The organism is Sphingomonas sp. BL-S-25, from assembly GCF_055521555.1.
In genome coordinates this window covers 2,770,272-2,786,451 of sequence record NZ_CM145486.1, presented here as the reverse complement: position 1 = coordinate 2,786,451, position 16,180 = coordinate 2,770,272, and the positions used below count along the sequence as shown (strand labels likewise).

The 16,180-nt window shown below is 64.6% G+C and carries 27 protein-coding genes; all 27 read right to left on the bottom strand.

Annotated features, from left to right (window positions below; translation table 11 throughout):
• Positions 1-155: 155 nt before the first annotated feature.
• Positions 156-1,226, bottom strand: coding sequence for a DNA-directed RNA polymerase subunit alpha (locus ACZ1H8_RS13345; RefSeq protein WP_465177658.1), 1,071 nt, complete (start codon positions 1,224-1,226; stop codon positions 156-158).
• A gap of 102 nt (positions 1,227-1,328) precedes the next feature.
• Positions 1,329-1,718, bottom strand: a complete 390-nt coding sequence (gene rpsK, locus ACZ1H8_RS13340) for a 30S ribosomal protein S11 (RefSeq protein ID WP_017979464.1) — start codon at positions 1,716-1,718, stop codon at positions 1,329-1,331.
• Between the two features lie 14 nt (positions 1,719-1,732).
• Positions 1,733-2,101 (bottom strand): 30S ribosomal protein S13, encoded by a 369-nt coding sequence (rpsM, locus tag ACZ1H8_RS13335; RefSeq protein ID WP_465177657.1) that lies wholly within the window; start codon positions 2,099-2,101, stop codon positions 1,733-1,735.
• Between the two features lie 590 nt (positions 2,102-2,691).
• Complete coding sequence (locus ACZ1H8_RS13330) at positions 2,692-3,345, bottom strand: adenylate kinase (RefSeq protein WP_465181397.1); 654 nt, start codon at positions 3,343-3,345, stop codon at positions 2,692-2,694.
• A 28-nt stretch (positions 3,346-3,373) separates the two neighbouring features.
• Positions 3,374-4,732, bottom strand: coding sequence for a preprotein translocase subunit SecY (gene secY / locus ACZ1H8_RS13325; RefSeq protein ID WP_465177656.1), 1,359 nt, complete (start codon positions 4,730-4,732; stop codon positions 3,374-3,376).
• Between the two features lie 147 nt (positions 4,733-4,879).
• Positions 4,880-5,407: a 50S ribosomal protein L15 gene (rplO, locus tag ACZ1H8_RS13320; protein WP_465177655.1), complete on the bottom strand. Its 528-nt coding sequence runs from the start codon at positions 5,405-5,407 to the stop codon at positions 4,880-4,882.
• A 113-nt stretch (positions 5,408-5,520) separates the two neighbouring features.
• Positions 5,521-5,697, bottom strand: a complete 177-nt coding sequence (gene rpmD, locus ACZ1H8_RS13315) for a 50S ribosomal protein L30 (protein WP_465177654.1) — start codon at positions 5,695-5,697, stop codon at positions 5,521-5,523.
• 5 nt (positions 5,698-5,702) lie between these two features.
• Positions 5,703-6,410, bottom strand: a complete 708-nt coding sequence (gene rpsE / locus ACZ1H8_RS13310) for a 30S ribosomal protein S5 (protein ID WP_465177653.1) — start codon at positions 6,408-6,410, stop codon at positions 5,703-5,705.
• A gap of 2 nt (positions 6,411-6,412) precedes the next feature.
• Positions 6,413-6,769 (bottom strand): 50S ribosomal protein L18, encoded by a 357-nt coding sequence (rplR, locus tag ACZ1H8_RS13305; RefSeq protein ID WP_346248237.1) that lies wholly within the window; start codon positions 6,767-6,769, stop codon positions 6,413-6,415.
• Positions 6,769-7,302, bottom strand: a complete 534-nt coding sequence (rplF, locus tag ACZ1H8_RS13300) for a 50S ribosomal protein L6 (protein WP_465177652.1) — start codon at positions 7,300-7,302, stop codon at positions 6,769-6,771. The genes rplR and rplF overlap by 1 nt, the downstream gene beginning before the upstream one ends.
• Complete coding sequence (rpsH, locus tag ACZ1H8_RS13295; RefSeq protein ID WP_346248234.1) at positions 7,302-7,697, bottom strand: 30S ribosomal protein S8; 396 nt, start codon at positions 7,695-7,697, stop codon at positions 7,302-7,304. Before rpsH ends, rplF begins: the two co-directional genes overlap by 1 nt.
• 12 nt (positions 7,698-7,709) lie before the next feature.
• Positions 7,710-8,015: a 30S ribosomal protein S14 gene (gene rpsN / locus ACZ1H8_RS13290; RefSeq protein WP_346248232.1), complete on the bottom strand. Its 306-nt coding sequence runs from the start codon at positions 8,013-8,015 to the stop codon at positions 7,710-7,712.
• 19 nt (positions 8,016-8,034) lie between these two features.
• Complete coding sequence (gene rplE, locus ACZ1H8_RS13285) at positions 8,035-8,616, bottom strand: 50S ribosomal protein L5 (RefSeq protein ID WP_465177651.1); 582 nt, start codon at positions 8,614-8,616, stop codon at positions 8,035-8,037.
• Positions 8,609-8,926, bottom strand: a complete 318-nt coding sequence (gene rplX / locus ACZ1H8_RS13280; protein ID WP_465177650.1) for a 50S ribosomal protein L24 — start codon at positions 8,924-8,926, stop codon at positions 8,609-8,611. The genes rplE and rplX overlap by 8 nt, the downstream gene beginning before the upstream one ends.
• The gene (gene rplN, locus ACZ1H8_RS13275) at positions 8,926-9,294 is read right to left on the bottom strand and encodes a 50S ribosomal protein L14 (protein WP_346248229.1); all 369 of its coding nucleotides are present in this window, start codon (positions 9,292-9,294) and stop codon (positions 8,926-8,928) included. Before rplN ends, rplX begins: the two co-directional genes overlap by 1 nt.
• 59 nt (positions 9,295-9,353) lie before the next feature.
• Positions 9,354-9,623 carry a 30S ribosomal protein S17 gene (rpsQ, locus tag ACZ1H8_RS13270; protein WP_346248228.1) on the bottom strand — a complete coding sequence of 90 codons (270 nt, stop codon included), beginning with the start codon at positions 9,621-9,623 and terminating at the stop codon, positions 9,354-9,356.
• A 12-nt stretch (positions 9,624-9,635) separates the two neighbouring features.
• On the bottom strand, positions 9,636-9,839 hold the full coding sequence (gene rpmC / locus ACZ1H8_RS13265; RefSeq protein WP_346248227.1) for a 50S ribosomal protein L29: 204 nt from the start codon (positions 9,837-9,839) through the stop codon (positions 9,636-9,638).
• A 4-nt stretch (positions 9,840-9,843) separates the two neighbouring features.
• The gene (rplP, locus tag ACZ1H8_RS13260; protein ID WP_264943983.1) at positions 9,844-10,275 is read right to left on the bottom strand and encodes a 50S ribosomal protein L16; all 432 of its coding nucleotides are present in this window, start codon (positions 10,273-10,275) and stop codon (positions 9,844-9,846) included.
• A gap of 12 nt (positions 10,276-10,287) precedes the next feature.
• Entirely contained in the window at positions 10,288-10,995 is a 708-nt protein-coding gene (gene rpsC, locus ACZ1H8_RS13255) for a 30S ribosomal protein S3 (RefSeq protein ID WP_465177649.1), read from the bottom strand.
• 1 nt (position 10,996) lies between these two features.
• Entirely contained in the window at positions 10,997-11,377 is a 381-nt protein-coding gene (gene rplV / locus ACZ1H8_RS13250; RefSeq protein ID WP_465177648.1) for a 50S ribosomal protein L22, read from the bottom strand.
• The gene (gene rpsS, locus ACZ1H8_RS13245) at positions 11,377-11,652 is read right to left on the bottom strand and encodes a 30S ribosomal protein S19 (RefSeq protein WP_029936458.1); all 276 of its coding nucleotides are present in this window, start codon (positions 11,650-11,652) and stop codon (positions 11,377-11,379) included. Before rpsS ends, rplV begins: the two co-directional genes overlap by 1 nt.
• Positions 11,653-11,658: 6 nt before the next feature.
• Positions 11,659-12,510, bottom strand: coding sequence for a 50S ribosomal protein L2 (rplB, locus tag ACZ1H8_RS13240; protein WP_346248223.1), 852 nt, complete (start codon positions 12,508-12,510; stop codon positions 11,659-11,661).
• Positions 12,511-12,514: 4 nt separating this feature from the next.
• Complete coding sequence (locus ACZ1H8_RS13235; RefSeq protein WP_346248222.1) at positions 12,515-12,829, bottom strand: 50S ribosomal protein L23; 315 nt, start codon at positions 12,827-12,829, stop codon at positions 12,515-12,517.
• The gene (rplD, locus tag ACZ1H8_RS13230) at positions 12,822-13,442 is read right to left on the bottom strand and encodes a 50S ribosomal protein L4 (protein WP_465177647.1); all 621 of its coding nucleotides are present in this window, start codon (positions 13,440-13,442) and stop codon (positions 12,822-12,824) included. Before rplD ends, ACZ1H8_RS13235 begins: the two co-directional genes overlap by 8 nt.
• A gap of 2 nt (positions 13,443-13,444) precedes the next feature.
• Positions 13,445-14,203: a 50S ribosomal protein L3 gene (gene rplC / locus ACZ1H8_RS13225; RefSeq protein ID WP_465177646.1), complete on the bottom strand. Its 759-nt coding sequence runs from the start codon at positions 14,201-14,203 to the stop codon at positions 13,445-13,447.
• Between the two features lie 277 nt (positions 14,204-14,480).
• Positions 14,481-14,792 (bottom strand): 30S ribosomal protein S10, encoded by a 312-nt coding sequence (gene rpsJ, locus ACZ1H8_RS13220; protein WP_010545719.1) that lies wholly within the window; start codon positions 14,790-14,792, stop codon positions 14,481-14,483.
• A gap of 150 nt (positions 14,793-14,942) precedes the next feature.
• A complete protein-coding gene (gene tuf / locus ACZ1H8_RS13215; RefSeq protein WP_465177645.1) occupies positions 14,943-16,136 on the bottom strand; it encodes an elongation factor Tu in 1,194 nt (397 codons plus the stop codon).
• Between the last annotated feature and the right edge of the window lie 44 nt (positions 16,137-16,180).

Sequence of the window (16,180 nt, the reverse complement as noted above, 5' to 3'; positions counted from 1 at the left end):
CGAGGTACCCCAGACCAGGCGGTGAGAAACGGGCCACCGCCCCTAGCCCTTGTTGTGGCCGCCGCGGCAAAGCCGCGTCGTCGGTCGGGTCAAGCCCGCCGGCCGGGCCTCGCGATCGACCCGGGACCAGCTTACGCTGATCCCGGACGCGAGGCTCAGCCCATGATTTCCTGCTCGAGCTTCTTGGCCATTTCCTCGATATTCTCGGGCGGCCAGCCGGGGATTTCCATGCCCAGGCGAAGACCCATCGACGACAGGACCTCCTTGATCTCGTTGAGCGACTTGCGGCCGAAGTTCGGCGTGCGCAGCATCTCGGCTTCGGTCTTCTGGACCAGGTCACCGATATAGATGATGTTGTCGTTCTTGAGGCAGTTGGCCGAGCGAACCGACAGTTCGAGCTCGTCGACCTTCTTGAGCAGGTAACGATTGATCTGCGCGGTGTCGCCTGCGCCGCCGTCGGTCGCCGCAGTGGCCGGAGCCGCCATGCCGATCGGGGCCGAACGGGTTACTGCCGAGTCGTCGAAGTGGACGAACAGCGCCAGCTGGTCCTGGAGGATCCGTGCCGCATAGGCGATCGAGTCTTCCGGGGTCACCGTGCCGTCGGTCTCGACGGTCAGCGTCAGCTTGTCATAGTCGAGGTCCTGGCCGACGCGGGTCGGATCGACCTTGTACGACACCTGGCGGACCGGCGAGTAGAGCGCGTCGATCGGGATCAGGCCGATCGGAGCGTCCGCCGGACGGTTGGCCGCGGCCGGGACATAGCCCTTGCCGGTGTCGGCGGTCAGTTCCATGTTCAGCGTCGCACCATCATCGAGATGGCAGATGACCAGATCGGGGTTCATGACCTCGATGTCGCCGGACACGGCGATGTCGCCAGCCTTCACTTCAGCCGGGCCGGTGGCCGACAGCTGAAGGCGCTTCGGGCCTTCGCCCTGCATCTTGAGCGCGATCTGCTTGACGTTCAGCACGATGTCGGTGACGTCCTCGCGCACGCCGGCGAGGCTCGAGAATTCGTGAAGAACATTCTCGATCTTGATCGACGTGACGGCCGCGCCCTGGAGCGACGACAGCAGCACGCGACGCAGCGCGTTGCCGAGCGTCAGGCCGAAGCCGCGCTCGAGCGGTTCCGCGATGAAGGCCGACTTGCGCTTGGGATCGCCGCCGGGCTTCTTTTCGAGGCCGCTGGGCTTCTTGAGTTCCTGCCAGTTCTTGGAATTGACGGACACTGGGCTTTCCCTCTCGTTGGGTGGAGCGGGAGCGTCTCCACCGAAAATTCAGCCGCCCGGGGACGGGTCCGCTCCCGAACCCGTCCCCGAAGCGGAACTTGATCAGACGCGGCGACGCTTCGACGGACGCACGCCATTGTGCGGGATCGAGGTCACGTCGCGGATCGAGGTGATCTGGAAACCGACCGCCTGCAGCGCGCGCAGCGCCGACTCGCGGCCCGAACCCGGACCCTTGACCTCGACCTCGAGCGTGCGGACGCCATGCTCGGCGGCCTTCTTGCCCGCGTCCTCGGCCGCAACCTGCGCGGCGTACGGGGTCGACTTGCGCGAGCCCTTGAAGCCCATCATGCCAGCCGACGACCACGAGATCGCGTTGCCCTGGGCATCGGTGATCGTGATCATGGTGTTGTTGAAGCTGGCGTTCACATGAGCGACGCCTGCGGTGATGTTCTTGCGTTCGCGACGGCGAAGACGCTGCGGTTCACGTGCCATTGTTCAGCGCTCCCTTACTTCTTCTTGCCGGCGATCGGCTTCGCCTTGCCCTTGCGGGTACGGGCGTTGGTGTGGGTGCGCTGGCCACGGACGGGCAGGCCCTTGCGATGACGCAGGCCGCGATAGCAGGCCAGGTCCATCAGGCGCTTGATGTTCATCGCGGTCTCGCGACGAAGATCGCCTTCCACCGTGTAACCGGCGTCGATGGTCTCGCGGATCTGAAGGACCTCCTGGTCGCTCAGGTCCTGCACGCGACGCTCGCTGGCGATGCCCAGCTTCTCGGTGATTTCCTTGGCCTTGGTCGGGCCGATGCCGTGGATATAGGTAAGCGCGATCACTACGCGCTTGTTGGTCGGGATGTTAACACCCGCAATACGTGCCATGGAATTTATCTCCCAGCTCCACGAGAGGCTGCATGGCTGCCGGCCCCCCATCTCATCGCGTTGATCCGAGACGCACGATAGACGGCATGCGCGCGAGGCACAGCCGGACGACCGGGGTATCGGAAGAAGCGCGACATATGCAGCTGCGTCGACGCTGTCAAGCATCGAGCAGCAAGGTCGCCGTGATGCGCGTGATATATACCTTTACCGAAGGGGTGCCAAGCGTGGCGTGAGATCGCTTCCGGTGTCGCGACTCGCAGTGCCATGTCTGGACCGCCCCGCTGTCCGTGCCGAGTCGCGGCAGAACGCAATGTGGCCGACGGGAGGGGCGTCCCGCCGGCCACGATCTCCCGAGGGCAGGGAGGGAGACGAGAAGAAGGGGGTCCTTCCCGTCGCGGACCGGCTGGCCGGTCCGTTGCGCCCGCTCTACGGGATCGCGCCGCCATGGAGGGTGACCGCCACATGAACTTTTGGTCATGATCCGCTGTCCTACCGGCCCGAGCGGCGCGGCTGCAGAAACGCAGAAAGGCCGCTCGTCGGTCGAGCAGCCTTTCCTTTGTCTCCGAAGCTGGTCGGCGGCGGCGGCTTCGTCAGGCCTTGCCGTCGAGAATCGCCTCGATCTGCGCGGTCACGACCGCGATGTCGGCCATGCCGTCGACGCGGTGGACCAGGCCCCGCGCCTCGTAGATCGGCAGGATCGGCGCGGTCTTGGCGCGATACTCGACCATCCGCGTGCGGACGGTCTCGGCATTGTCGTCGGGACGGCGCTTGAACTCATGATTGCCGCACACGTCGCAAATGCCCTCGACCTTGGGCTGCTTGAACACGTCATGATAGCCGGCGCCGCATTTGGCGCAGGTGAAGCGGCCGGTGATGCGCTCGACCAGCGCCTCCTCGTCGACTGCCAGCTCGATCACATAATCGAGCTTGCGGTCCCGCTCGGCGAGCAGCGCATCGAGCGATTCGGCCTGTGCCGCGGTGCGCGGATACCCGTCGAAGATCGCTCCGGCCTGGGTGTCAGGCTGGTCCAGCCGCTCACCGATGATGCCCGAGACGATCTCGTCGGAAACGAGCTCGCCCGCCTCCATCACGGCCTTGGCCTTCAACCCGACCGGCGTGCCGGCCTTCACGGCCGCGCGAAGCATGTCGCCGGTCGACAGCTGAACCATGCCGCGATCGGACTCGAGCCGGCTCGCCTGGGTGCCCTTGCCCGCCCCCGGGGGCCCCAGCAGGATGATGTTCAACACAACTCTCCCCTTACGTCGGCGCACCTCAGCGCTGACGGCCCTTCAGCTTCGCCTTCTTGATCAGATCGCCATACTGGTGCGCCAGCAGGTGCGACTGGATCTGCGTTACCGTGTCCATCGTTACGTTGACCACGATCAGAAGGCTAGTGCCGCCCATCAGGAAGCTGATCCCCGCCGATGCCGTGATATATTCGGGCACCAGGCAGATGAAGGTCAGATAGGCCGCACCGATCACGGTGATCCGGGTCAGGACGTAATCGAAATAGGCCTCGGTGTTCTTGCCCGGACGGATGCCGGGGATGAAACCGCCGTGGCGCTTCAGATTGTCCGCCGTCTCCTCGGGATTGAACACCACTGCGGTGTAGAAGAACGAGAAGAAGATGATGCCGAGGCCATAGAGCGCCATGTAGATCGGCGAGCCATGACGCAGATAGGTGTTCAGGAACACCAGCGTCTCGCCCCACCACCCCTCGGTCGTCTGCGCCTGGCCGGCGAACTGGCTGATCGTCAGCGGCAGCAGCAGCAGCGAGGAGGCGAAGATCGGCGGGATCACGCCGGCGGTGTTGAGCTTGAGCGGCAGGTGGCTGCGCTCGGCCTGCACACCGCGCGCCGTCTGGCGCTTCGGATACTGGATCAGGATCCGGCGCTGCGCCCGCTCCATGAAGCAGATGAACAGCACCAGTGCGGCAATGCCGATCAGGATGACGAACAGGTACAGGCCGTTCATCGAGCCGGTGCGGACCTGCTCGAACATCTGCAGCACGGTGGCAGGCAGTCGGGCGACGATGCCCGCCATGATGATCAGCGAGATGCCGTTGCCGATGCCGCGGCTGGTGATCTGCTCACCCAGCCACATCAGGAACAGCGTGCCGCCGATCAGCGAGATGACTGCGCCGATCCGGAACATATAGCCCGGCTCGATCACCGGGGAGACCCCGCCGGCGACCGCATGCTCGAGGCCGGTGGCGATGAACCAGCCCTGGACCGCGGTCAGCGCGACCGTGCCGTAACGTGTATATTGGTTCAGCCGCTTGCGGCCGCTCTCGCCTTCCTTCTTGATCGCGGCCAGCGTCGGCGACAGCGAGGTCGCGAGCTGAACGACGATCGAGGCGGTGATGTAGGGCATGACGCCCAGCGCGACGATCGAGGCGCGGTTGAGCGCGCCGCCGGTGAAGCTGTTGAAGAAATCGAGGACGCCGCCCTGGACCTGGTTGGTCAGGACGCCGAGCTGGGTTGCGTCGATGCCCGGAATCGGGACGTAGCTCAGCAGCCGGAACACGATCAGCGCGCCGATGGTGAACCACAGGCGCTTTTTCAGGTCGGTGGCCTTGCTGAACTTGGCCAGGCTTATGCTGGATGCGAGTTGGTCGGCTGCGGATGCCATGAGTTCTCAAGTCCCGGAAACAAAAACGGCGGTCGAGCGTTTGCCGCCCCCCGCCGCTCATATAGGTTGTCCTGCGTCGAGGACAATCTGATCCCAGCCCCGAACGGCCCGAAGCTGGGCCCCGGCCCGAAGGCCGGGGTCAGCAGGTTATGCCTTTGCGGCCTTCTTGGCGGCCAGGGTCTGGCCCTTCTTGGCCTTGGCCTTCTCGGCCGCCGGAACGATCTCCGGGATCGTCACCGAACCACCGGCCTTCTCGACCGCCTCGATCGCGCTCTTCGACGCGCCGGCGACGGTGAAGCTCAGCTTCGCGCTCAGCTCGCCCTTGCCGAGCAGACGCACGCCGTCCTTGCCGCCGCGTGCCAGGCCGGCGGCCTTCAGCGCTGCGTGGTCGATGTCGCTGCCGGTCAGCTTGCCCGAGTCGATCGCCTTCTGGATCGCGCCCAGGTTCACCTCGGCATAATCCTTGGCGAAGATGTTGTTGAAGCCACGCTTCGGGATGCGCATGTGGAGCGGCATCTGACCGCCCTCGAAGCCCTTGATCGAGACGCCGCTGCGGCTCTTCTGGCCCTTCTGACCGCGACCCGCGGTCTTGCCCACGCCGGAACCGATGCCGCGGCCCACGCGCACGCGGCTCTTGCGGGCGCCATTATTGTCGGTGAGGTCGTTCAGCTTCATGATATGCACTCGCTTTCGCTTTTGTCGCGCTGGAGAAATCGGAAGGGGGGCCGATAGCCCCCCTTCGCTTGTTTGTCACCCGGATTCGGGTAGCTGATCGAGTCGACCGGGCCTTAGCCCAGCACCTCGACCATGTGCTGCACCTTGCGGATCATGCCGCGAACCTCGGGGGTATCCTCGAGCTCCGACACCCGGTGCATCTTGTTGAGGCCCAGGCCGATCAGCGTTGCGCGCTGATCGCTGGTGCGGCGGATCGGCGAACCGGTCTGCTTGATCTTGATCTTCGCCATGTCGATTACTCCGCGATCGCGGCCGCATCCGCCTCGGCGGTCTGCGACCCACCGCGGCCGAGCAGGTCGGCGATCTTCTTGCCGCGCCGCTGGGCGACCGACTTCGGCGAAGTCTGGTCACGCAGCGCCTCGAAAGTGGCGCGGATCATGTTGTACGGGTTGGACGTGCCGACCGACTTGGTCACGACGTCGGCAACGCCCAGGCTCTCGAAGACGGCGCGCATCGGGCCGCCTGCGATGATGCCGGTGCCCTGCGGCGCCGAACGGAGGGTCACCTTGCCCGCACCGAAATGGCCATTGCCATCGTGATGCAGGGTGCGGCCTTCCTTGAGCGGGATGCGGACCATGGTCTTCTTGGCAGCGGCGGTCGCCTTCGAGATGGCTTCCGGCACTTCGCGCGCCTTGCCATGACCGAAGCCGACACGGCCCTTGCCGTCGCCCACGACGACCAGCGCCGCGAAGCCGAAGCGCTTGCCGCCCTTCACCGTCTTCGAGACGCGGTTGATGTGAACCAGCTTCTCGATCAGCTCTTCGCCACCGTCCTCGGCGTTGCGGCGATCGTCGCGACGACCACGATTGCCGTCACGGCCGCCACGGCCGGGGCCCCGATCGTTACCACCACGGCCACGGCCACGGCCACGAGCCTGCTCCTGGCCGGCGTCCTGCGCCTCGACGGCGCCCTCGGCGGGTGCCTGATTGATTTCGTCGGCCATTCTTAGAACTCCAATCCGCTTTCACGCGCGGCTTCCGCCAGCGCCTTGACGCGACCGTGGAACAGGAAGCCACCGCGATCGAACACGACCTGGGTGACGCCGGCCTGCTTGGCGGCTTCCGCCACGCGTTTGCCGACTTCCTGAGCCGCTGCGATCGTCGCGCCGGTCGAGCCCTTGGCGCCCTTGTCGATGGTCGAGGCAGACGCGACGGTCTTGCCTTCGGCGTCGTCGATCACCTGGGCATAGATGTGCTTGCCCGAACGATGCACCGAGAGACGCGGACGGCCACCGGCACGCGCGCGCAGCGCGGTACGGTTGCGACGGCGGCGCTTCTCGAAGAGAGAGAGACCCTTGGTCATTACTTCTTCTTCCCTTCCTTGCGGAAGATATACTCGCCGTCGTACTTGATGCCCTTGCCCTTGTAGGGCTCAGGCTTCCGCCAGCGGCGAATCTCGGCCGCGATCTGGCCGACCTTCTGCTTGTCGATACCCGAGATCTCGACCGTGGTCTGATCCGGCGTCTTAATCTCGATGCCTTCCGGCACGTCGATGTCGACATCGTGCGAATAGCCGAGCTGAAGCTTCAGCTTCTTGCCCTGCGAGCTCGCGCGGTAACCGACGCCGGAGATCAGCAGCTTCTTGGTGAAGCCGTCGGTCACACCGGTGACCAGGTTCTGAACCAGCGTGCGCTGCATGCCCCAAAAGGCACGGGCGCGCTTGGAGTCGTTGGCCGGCTTCACCGAAATGCCGCCGTCCTGGACCTCGTAGCTGATGTCTTCGGCCAGCTGCAGCGACAGGGTGCCCTTGGGGCCCTTCACGCTCAGCACGCCGTCAGCGATGTTCGCGGTCACGCCCGACGGGACGGTGACTGCCTTCTTGCCGATGCGGCTCATCAGAAGACCTCCGCAAGCACTTCGCCGCCGACATTCTGCTCGCGTGCTTCCGCATCCGAGAGAACGCCCTTCGGCGTCGAGACGATGGTGATGCCGAGGCCGTTGCGGACGCGCGGGAGTTCCTGCGAGCCCGAATAGACACGGCGGCCGGGCTTCGAGACGCGAGCGACGTGCTGGATCGCCGGCTGGCCCTCGAAATACTTCAGTTCGATGCGGATGCCGGCCGCGGGGCCCATCTGCTCGTCGCTGTAGCCACGGATATAGCCTTCACGCTGAAGCACGTCGAGCACACGGGCACGAAGCTTCGACGCCGGCGTCAGGACGCTGTCCTTGCGGGCGCGCTGGCCGTTGCGGATGCGGGTGAGCATATCACCCAGGGGATCGGTCAATGCCATGCTTCGTGATCCTTACCAGCTCGACTTGGTGACGCCGGGGATCAGGCCCTTGTTGGCCAGATCGCGGAGCATCACGCGAGCGAGACGGAACTTGCGGTAATAGGCGCGCGGGCGGCCAGTCAGCTCGCACCGGTTGCGAATGCGGGTCGGGTTGCCGTTGCGCGGCACCTCAGCCATCTTCAGGCGCGCGATCAGACGCTCGGTCTCATCGAGCGACTGGTCCTTCGCCATCGCCTTCAGCTTCGCATAACGGCCGGCATACTTCTTCACCAGCTTCTTGCGACGCTCATTCTTGTTGATCGAACTCAGTTTCGCCATGACTTAAGTTCTCTTTCCCTTACGCTGCCTGGGCCTGGTCGGCCTGCTGCCCGATGAACGGGAAGCCGAAAAGACGGAGAAGCTCACGGGCTTCATCGTCGGTCTTCGCAGTGGTGGTCACGATGATGTCCATGCCGCGCACCTTGTCGATGCGGTCATAGTTGATCTCGGGGAACACGATCTGCTCGCGGATGCCCATGGCATAGTTGCCACGGCCGTCGAACGAGTTCGCATTCAGGCCACGGAAGTCGCGGATGCGGGGCATCGCGATCGTCACGAGGCGATCGAGAAACTCGAACATGCGCTCACGGCGGAGCGTCACCTTGCAACCGATCGGCATGCCTTCACGCAGCTTGAACTGCGCGATCGACTTCTTCGCCTTGGTGACGACCGGCTTCTGACCGGCAATCAGCTCCATCTCGGCTGCGGCCTGTTCGACCTTCTTCTTGTCCTGGGTGGCCTCGCCGACGCCCATGTTCAGGACGATCTTCGAGATCTTCGGGACTTCCATGACGTTCTTGTAACCGAACTTCTCGGTCATCGCCTTCGCGATGGTCTCGTCATAGAGCTTGCGCATGCGCGGGGTGTAAGCGTCAGCCATTGATGACCTCCCCGGTCTTGACCGCAACACGGACCTTCTTGCCGTCGCGGATTTCGAAACGAACGCGCGTCGCCTTGCCGTCTGCGGTCACGTGAGCGACCTTCGAAACCGGCATCGGCGCGGGAGCGCGCTTGATGCCGCCCTGCGGGTCGCCCTGGCTCGGCTTGGTGTGACGAGCATGGACGTTGATGCCGTCGACGACGACCTTGCCGTCCTTGGGCAGCGACTGGATGACGTCGCCGGTGCGGCCCTTGTCCTTACCGGACAGGACGATCACGCGGTCACCCTTCTTGATCTTGGCGGCAGCCATTACAGCACCTCCGGCGCGAGCGAAATGATCTTCATATATCCCTTCGAGCGCAGCTCGCGGACGACCGGGCCGAAGATACGGGTGCCGATCGGCTCCTCGTTCTTGTTGACCAGCACCGCGGCATTGCCGTCGAAGCGGATCACCGAGCCATCGGCGCGGCGAATGTCCTTCGCGGTACGCACGATCACGGCACGGTGGACGTCGCCCTTCTTAACGCGACCGCGCGGCTGTGCTTCCTTGACGCTGACGACGATCACGTCGCCAACGCCGGCCGTGCGACGCTTAGAGCCGCCCAGCACCTTGATGCACTGCACCCGCTTCGCGCCGCTGTTGTCTGCGACGTCGAGATTGGACTGCATCTGGATCATCGATCCGGTTCCTTCTCGTTTGGCCTGCCGGGACGCGCCCGGTGGTTCCAGTTAAAGTGTCAGGCTTCGGTCGACTTGGCGGGGGTCGCGTGGGTGTTCACCCGCTCGACGACCGTCCAGGTCTTCAGCTTCGAGATCGGCTTGGTCTCTTCGATCCGGACCGTCTCGCCAGCCTTGTATTCATTCGCCTCGTCATGGGCGTGGTACTTCTTCGAGCGGCGAATGATCTTGCCGTAGAGCGGGTGCTTGACCTTACGCTCCACCAGCACGACCACGGTCTTGTCGCCCTTGTCGGAAACCACGTTCCCGGTCAGCACGCGCTTCGGCATGGTTTCGTCCTCTTACTTGGCAGACGAGCGCGAGCGCTCGTTCTGCAGCGTCTTGATACGGGCGATGTCCTTGCGGACCTCCTTCACGCGCGACGGCTTCTCGAGCTGGCTCGTGGCAGCCTGGAAGCGCAGGTTGAATGCCTCGCGCTTCAGGTTGCCGAGCTCGTCGGAGAGCTGGTCGTCGGACTTTGCCCGAAGATCGGTTGCCTTGGTCATCTTATCAGCCCTCCAGGTGCGACGTGTCGCCGAGGCGGGCCACGACCTTGGTACGAATCGGCAGCTTCATCGCGGCGCGCTCGAACGCTTCCGCTGCGAGCGGGCCGGGAACGCCGTCCAGCTCGAACAGGATGCGGCCCGGCTTGACGCGTGCCACCCAGAATTCCGGCGAGCCCTTGCCCGAGCCCATGCGGACTTCGGCCGGCTTCGACGACACCGGCACGTCCGGGAAGATGCGGATCCACAAACGCCCCTGGCGCTTGATGTGACGCGTGATCGCGCGGCGAGCCGCCTCGATCTGACGCGCGGTGATCCGCTCCGGCTCCATTGCCTTCAGGCCATAGGCGCCGAAGTTGAGCGTCGCGCCACCCTTGGCGTCGCCATGGATGCGGCCCTTGAAGGCCTTGCGGAACTTGGTGCGCTTCGGTTGCAGCATTGTCTCTAGTCCTTAGCGACGGTCGTCGCGCGCGGGGCGCACGCCGGAGGTCTGAGCCTCCATGTTCAGACGGTCCTGCGCCATCGGATCGTGACCCAGGATCTCACCCTTGAAGATCCAGACCTTCACGCCGCACACGCCGTAAGCGGTGTGGGCCTGGGCCTCGGCATGATCGATGTTGGCGCGCAGCGTGTGCAGCGGCACGCGGCCTTCGCGATACCATTCGGACCGGGCGATCTCGGCACCGCCGAGACGGCCGCCGCAGTTGATCCGGATGCCTTCGGCGCCCAGGCGCATCGCCGACTGGACCGCACGCTTCATGGCGCGGCGGAAGGCGATACGACGCTCGAGCTGCTCGGCAATGCCCTGCGCGACGAGCTTGGCGTCGACCTCGGGCTTGCGGATCTCGACGATGTTCAGCGACACGTCCGACGAGGTCATCTCGCCCAGCTTCTTGCGAAGCTTCTCGATGTCCGCGCCCTTCTTGCCGATGATGACGCCCGGACGGGCGGCATAGATCGAGATGCGGCACAGCTTGGCCGGACGCTCGATCACGACCTTCGAGATCGCGGCCTGCGGCAGCGTCTTGAGGATGTACTGGCGGATCTTCAGATCCTCGACGAGGAGACGGCCGTAATCGGCGCCCTCGGCGAACCAGCGGCTGTCCCAGGTCCGGTTGATCTGGAGACGCAGACCGATCGGGTTGCTCTTGTGACCCATCTTAAGCCTCTTCTTCCTGCTCGCGGACGACGATGCGAAGGCGCGAGAACGGCTTCAGGATGCGGGTGGACTTGCCACGGCCGCGGGTCGCGAAGCGCTTCATCGTGATCGACTTGCCGACCGAAGCCTCGGCAACGACGAGTGCGTCGACGTCGAGGTTATGATTGTTTTCCGCATTGGCGATCGCCGAGGCGAGAACCTTGCGGGCGTCGACCGCCATCGCCTTCTTCGAGAAAGCGAGGATGTTCATCGCATCGCCAACCTTGCGGCCGCGGATCAGGCCCGCAACCAGGTTGAGCTTCTGCGCGGAGCCGCGGATCTGCGTGGCCACGGCCAGCGCTTCATTGTCGCCAACGCGACGCGGAGCTGCCTGCTTGGACATCAGCGCTTACCCTTCTTGTCGGCTGCGTGGCCCGGGAAGAAGCGGGTGGGAGCGAACTCGCCCAGCTTCATGCCGACCATGTCCTCGTTGACCGAGACCGGCACGAACTTGCGGCCATTATAGACGCTGAAGGTCAGGCCGACGAAGTCGGGCAGGATCGTCGAGCGGCGCGACCAGGTCTTGATCGGCGCACGCGCGTTGGTCTCCTGCGCGGTCTGCGCCTTCTTCAGGAGGTGGAGGTCCACGAACGGACCCTTCCAGACGGAACGAGCCATGAGCGGTTAGCCCTTCTTCTTGGCGTGACGCGAACGGATGATCATCTTGTCCGTCGCCTTGTTGTGGCGGGTGCGCGCACCCTTGGTCGGCTTGCCCCACGGGGTGACCGGGTGACGGCCGCCCGAGGTACGGCCTTCGCCGCCGCCGTGCGGGTGGTCGACCGGGTTCTTCGCGACACCACGGGTCAGCGGGCGGATGCCCTTCCAGCGGTTGCGACCGGCCTTGCCCAGGTTCTGGTTCTGGTTGTCCGGGTTGGACACCGCACCGACCGTGCCCATGCAGGCTGCGTGGATGTAGCGCTGCTCACCCGAATTCAGGCGAACGATGACCATGCCGCGATCACGACCGACGACCTGCACATAGGTGCCTGCCGAACGTGCGATCTGACCGCCCTTGCCCGGCTTCATCTCCACATTGTGGACGATGGTGCCGACCGGCATCTGGCCCAGTTCCATGGCGTTGCCCGGCTTCACGTCGGTCTTCTTGCCCGCGATCACCTTATCGCCGACGCCGAGGCGCTGCGGTGCGATGATGTAGGCGACGCGATCCTTGCCCGCTTCGTCGGCACCATAGTTCACCAGGGCGATGAAGGCGGTGCGGTTGGGATCATATTCGATGCGCTCGACCGTGCCTTCGACGTCCCACAGGCGACGCTTGAAGTCGATGATGCGATAGCGCTGCTTGTGACCGCCCGCGATACCGCGCGAGGTCACGTGACCCTTGTTGTTACGGCCGCCGGTCTTGTTCTTGCCTTCGGTCAGCGCCTTGACGGGGCGACCCTTGTACAGGCTGGAGCGATCGATCAGGATCAGTCCACGGACGCCAGGCGACGTCGGATTATAGTTCTTGAGTGCCATTGCCTCAGATCCCCGTCGTCACGTCGATCTGATCGCCTTCGGCGAGCGTCACGATCGCTTTCTTGATGTCAGACCGGGTGTAGGGCTTGCCCTTCCACTTCTTGGTCTTGCCCTTCTGGACGATCGTGTTCACGCCCAGCACCTTGACCGAGAAGAGCGCCTCGACGGCAGCCTTGATCTCGGGCTTGGTGGCGTCGCCGGCAACCTTGAACACAACTGCGTTGTGCTCGGAGACGAGCGTCGACTTCTCGGTGATGTGCGGCGCGACGATCACGTCATAATGACGGTTGTCGACGGCCTGCGTCTGCTTCTTAGCCATTGAAGCGCGCCTCCAGCTTCTCGACGGCAGCGCGGGTCAGGACCAGCGTGTCGTGCTTCAGGATGTCGTAGACGTTGGCGCCCAGCGCGGGCAGCACGTCGACGTAGGGCAGGTTGCGGGCAGCGAGCGCGAAACCGTTCTCGACGGTCTCGCCGTCGATCACCAGCGCCGACTTGCCGAAGCCCAGCTTTTCGAACTGACCCTTGAGCGACTTGGTCTTCTCGCCGGTCAGCGTGTCGAGGACGATCAGCGAACCCGCCTTGGCGTGGCTCGACAGCGCCATCTTCAGGCCCAGCGCGCGGATCTTCTTGTTCAGCGACGGATTGAAGTCGCGAACGCGAGCGCCGTGCGCCTTACCACCGCCGATGAACACCGGAGCGCGGCGATCGCCGTGACGGGCGGTGCCGCCGCCCTTCTGGCGACCGAACTTCTTGCCGGTGCGGGCAACGTCCGAACGCTCACGCGTACCGCGAGCGGTCGCACGGCGCTTTTCCAGCTGCCAGGTGACGACGCGGTGCAGAATGTCGGCGCGGGGCTCGAGGCCGAAAATCTCGTCCTTGAGCTCGATGTCGCCGCCTGCGTTGGCGTCGAGGGTCTGTACCTTGACCTTCACGTTCAGCCCTCCTGGCCGTCGGTCGCTTCCGGAGCCGCAGTCTCTTCAGACGGCGTCTCGGCGGGAGCGGTGTCGTTGTTGTTCGCGACCTGCTTCAGGCCGGCGGGGAACGGCGCGTCGGCCGGGCGGTCGATCTTCACCGCGTCCTTGACGAACAGCCAGCCACCCTTCGAGCCGGGCACCGAGCCCTTCACGAAGATCAGGCCGCGCTCGACGTCGGTGCCGACGATCTCGAGATTCTGCTGGGTGCGATACTTGTCACCCATGTGACCGGCCATCTTCTTGTTCTTGAAGACCTTGCCGGGATCCTGGCGCTGACCGGTCGAACCGAGCGAGCGGTGCGAGACCGAGACGCCGTGCGTCGCGCGCAGACCGCCGAAGCCCCAACGCTTCATGCCGCCCTGGAAACCCTTACCCTGGGTACGACCCTGGATGTCGACGAACTGGCCGGCGACATAATGGTCGGCCGAAATCTCGGCGCCCACGTCGAGCAGACCGTCGTCGTTCACGCGGAATTCCGCGAGGATCGCCTTGGGCTCCACTTCGGCCTTGCCGAACTGGCCGCGCTGCGGCTTGGCGACATTCTTGACCTTGGCGGTGCCGGCGCCCAGCTGAAGCGCGACATAGCCGTCGCGATCCGCGGTACGCTGGCCGACGACCTGCAGGCCTTCGAGCGAAAGAACGGTGACCGGCACGTGGCGGCCATCATCCTTGAACAGTCGGGTCATCCCCAGTTTCTTAACGATCACGCCAGTGCGCATGACCAAGCACTCCTATACAGAGGCCCCCACGAGACGATTCCCGCAGGGGCGTGCTCCAGCCCGAAAATGATGCATGCCCCGTCCCGGGCTGGTGCCCCCGCCGAAGCGGGAACGTGACGGGGGACGCAGGCCCGGGTCAGGTCGAAACCTGCCCGGCGGTATCCCTATCGTGTCGAGGTCTTACCCTCCGGCGCCTTGCGTTGGACCTGTATCGGTCCGGTCGAGGCACCTGCCCTCACCCTTGCGGGGAGCGCGAATCTCTAGTGGAAGCGGCGCATTACGCCAGCTTGATCTCCACGTCAACGCCGGCGGCGAGGTCCAGCTTCATCAGCGCGTCGACCGTCTGCGGGGTCGGCTGAACGATGTCCAGCATGCGCTTGTAGGTGCGGGTCTCGAACTGCTCGCGCGACTTCTTGTCGATGTGCGGGCCGCGGTTGACGGTGAACTTGTCGATGTGGGTCGGCAAGGGGATCGGACCACGGATGAGCGCGCCGGTGCGGCGGGCGGTGTCAGCGATGTCGCCGGCAGCCTGGTCGAGCACTCGGTGATCGAACGCTTTCAGGCGAATGCGGATATTCTGCGTTTCCATGGGTCCTGCCAATGCGAAAGAGCGGGCCTCGTTGTCACGAGACTCTTGCTGTTCAAATACTCAACGGAGGCGGGCCAATGCCCGATTCTCCAACAAAAAGCAACCGCCCGGCGATCCTTTTCAGGACCGCCGGGCGGCTGTCATTCTAGCTTACTTGTCGATCGTCGCGACGACGCCGGCGCCGACGGTACGGCCGCCCTCGCGGATCGTGAAGCGCTGACCGATGTCCATGGCGATCGGTGCGATGAGCTTCACGCCCAGCGGCACGTTGTCGCCCGGCATCACCATCTCGGTGCCTTCCGGCAGCTCGATCGTGCCGGTGACGTCCGTGGTGCGGAAGTAGAACTGCGGACGATAGTTGGCGAAGAACGGCGTGTGACGGCCACCCTCGTCCTTCGACAGCACGTACACTTCCGACTGGAAGTCGGTGTGCGGCTTGATCGAACCCGGCTTGGCCAGAACCTGGCCACGCTCGACTTCGTCACGGCCGACGCCGCGGATCAGCGCGCCGATGTTGTCGCCTGCCTGACCCTGGTCGAGCAGCTTGCGGAACATTTCGACGCCGGTCACGGTGGTCTTGCGGACGGTCGGCTGGATGCCGACGATCTCGACTTCCTCGCCAACCTTGACGATGCCGGTCTCGACGCGGCCGGTCACGACGGTGCCGCGGCCCGAGATCGAGAACACGTCTTCGATCGGCATCATGAACGGCTTGTCCAGCGGACGCTCCGGCTGCGGGATCGACTCGTCGACCGCTGCCATCAGCGCCAGGATCGCTTCCTTGCCGAGCTTCGCGTCCGAACCCGACAGGGCGGCGGTCGCCGAGCCACGGATGATCGGAATGTTGTCGCCGTCGAATTCACGCTTCGACAGCTCTTCGCGGATCTCCATCTCGACGAGCTCGAGGATTTCCTCGTCCTCGACCAGGTCGACCTTGTTCAGGAAGACGACCATCGTCGGCACGCCGACCTGACGCGCGAGCAGGATGTGCTCCTTGGTCTGGGGCATCGGGCCGTCGGTGGCGGCGACCACCAGGATCGCGCCGTCCATCTGGGCTGCGCCGGTGATCATGTTCTTCACATAATCGGCGTGGCCCGGGCAATCGACGTGCGCATAGTGGCGGTTCTGGGTCTCGTACTCGACGTGCGCGGTCGAGATCGTGATGCCACGCTCGCGCTCTTCCGGCGCCTTGTCGATGTTCTCGAAGTCGACCTTCTCCGACAGGCCTTCCTCGGCCAGGATCTTGGTGATCGCTGCGGTCAGCGAGGTCTTGCCGTGATCGACGTGGCCGATGGTGCCGATGTTGAGGTGCGGCTTGTTCCGCTCAAACTTTGCCTTCGCCATTGTTTTCCTACCTTCTAAGTCATTTCCGCGCCGCTGAAGGGACT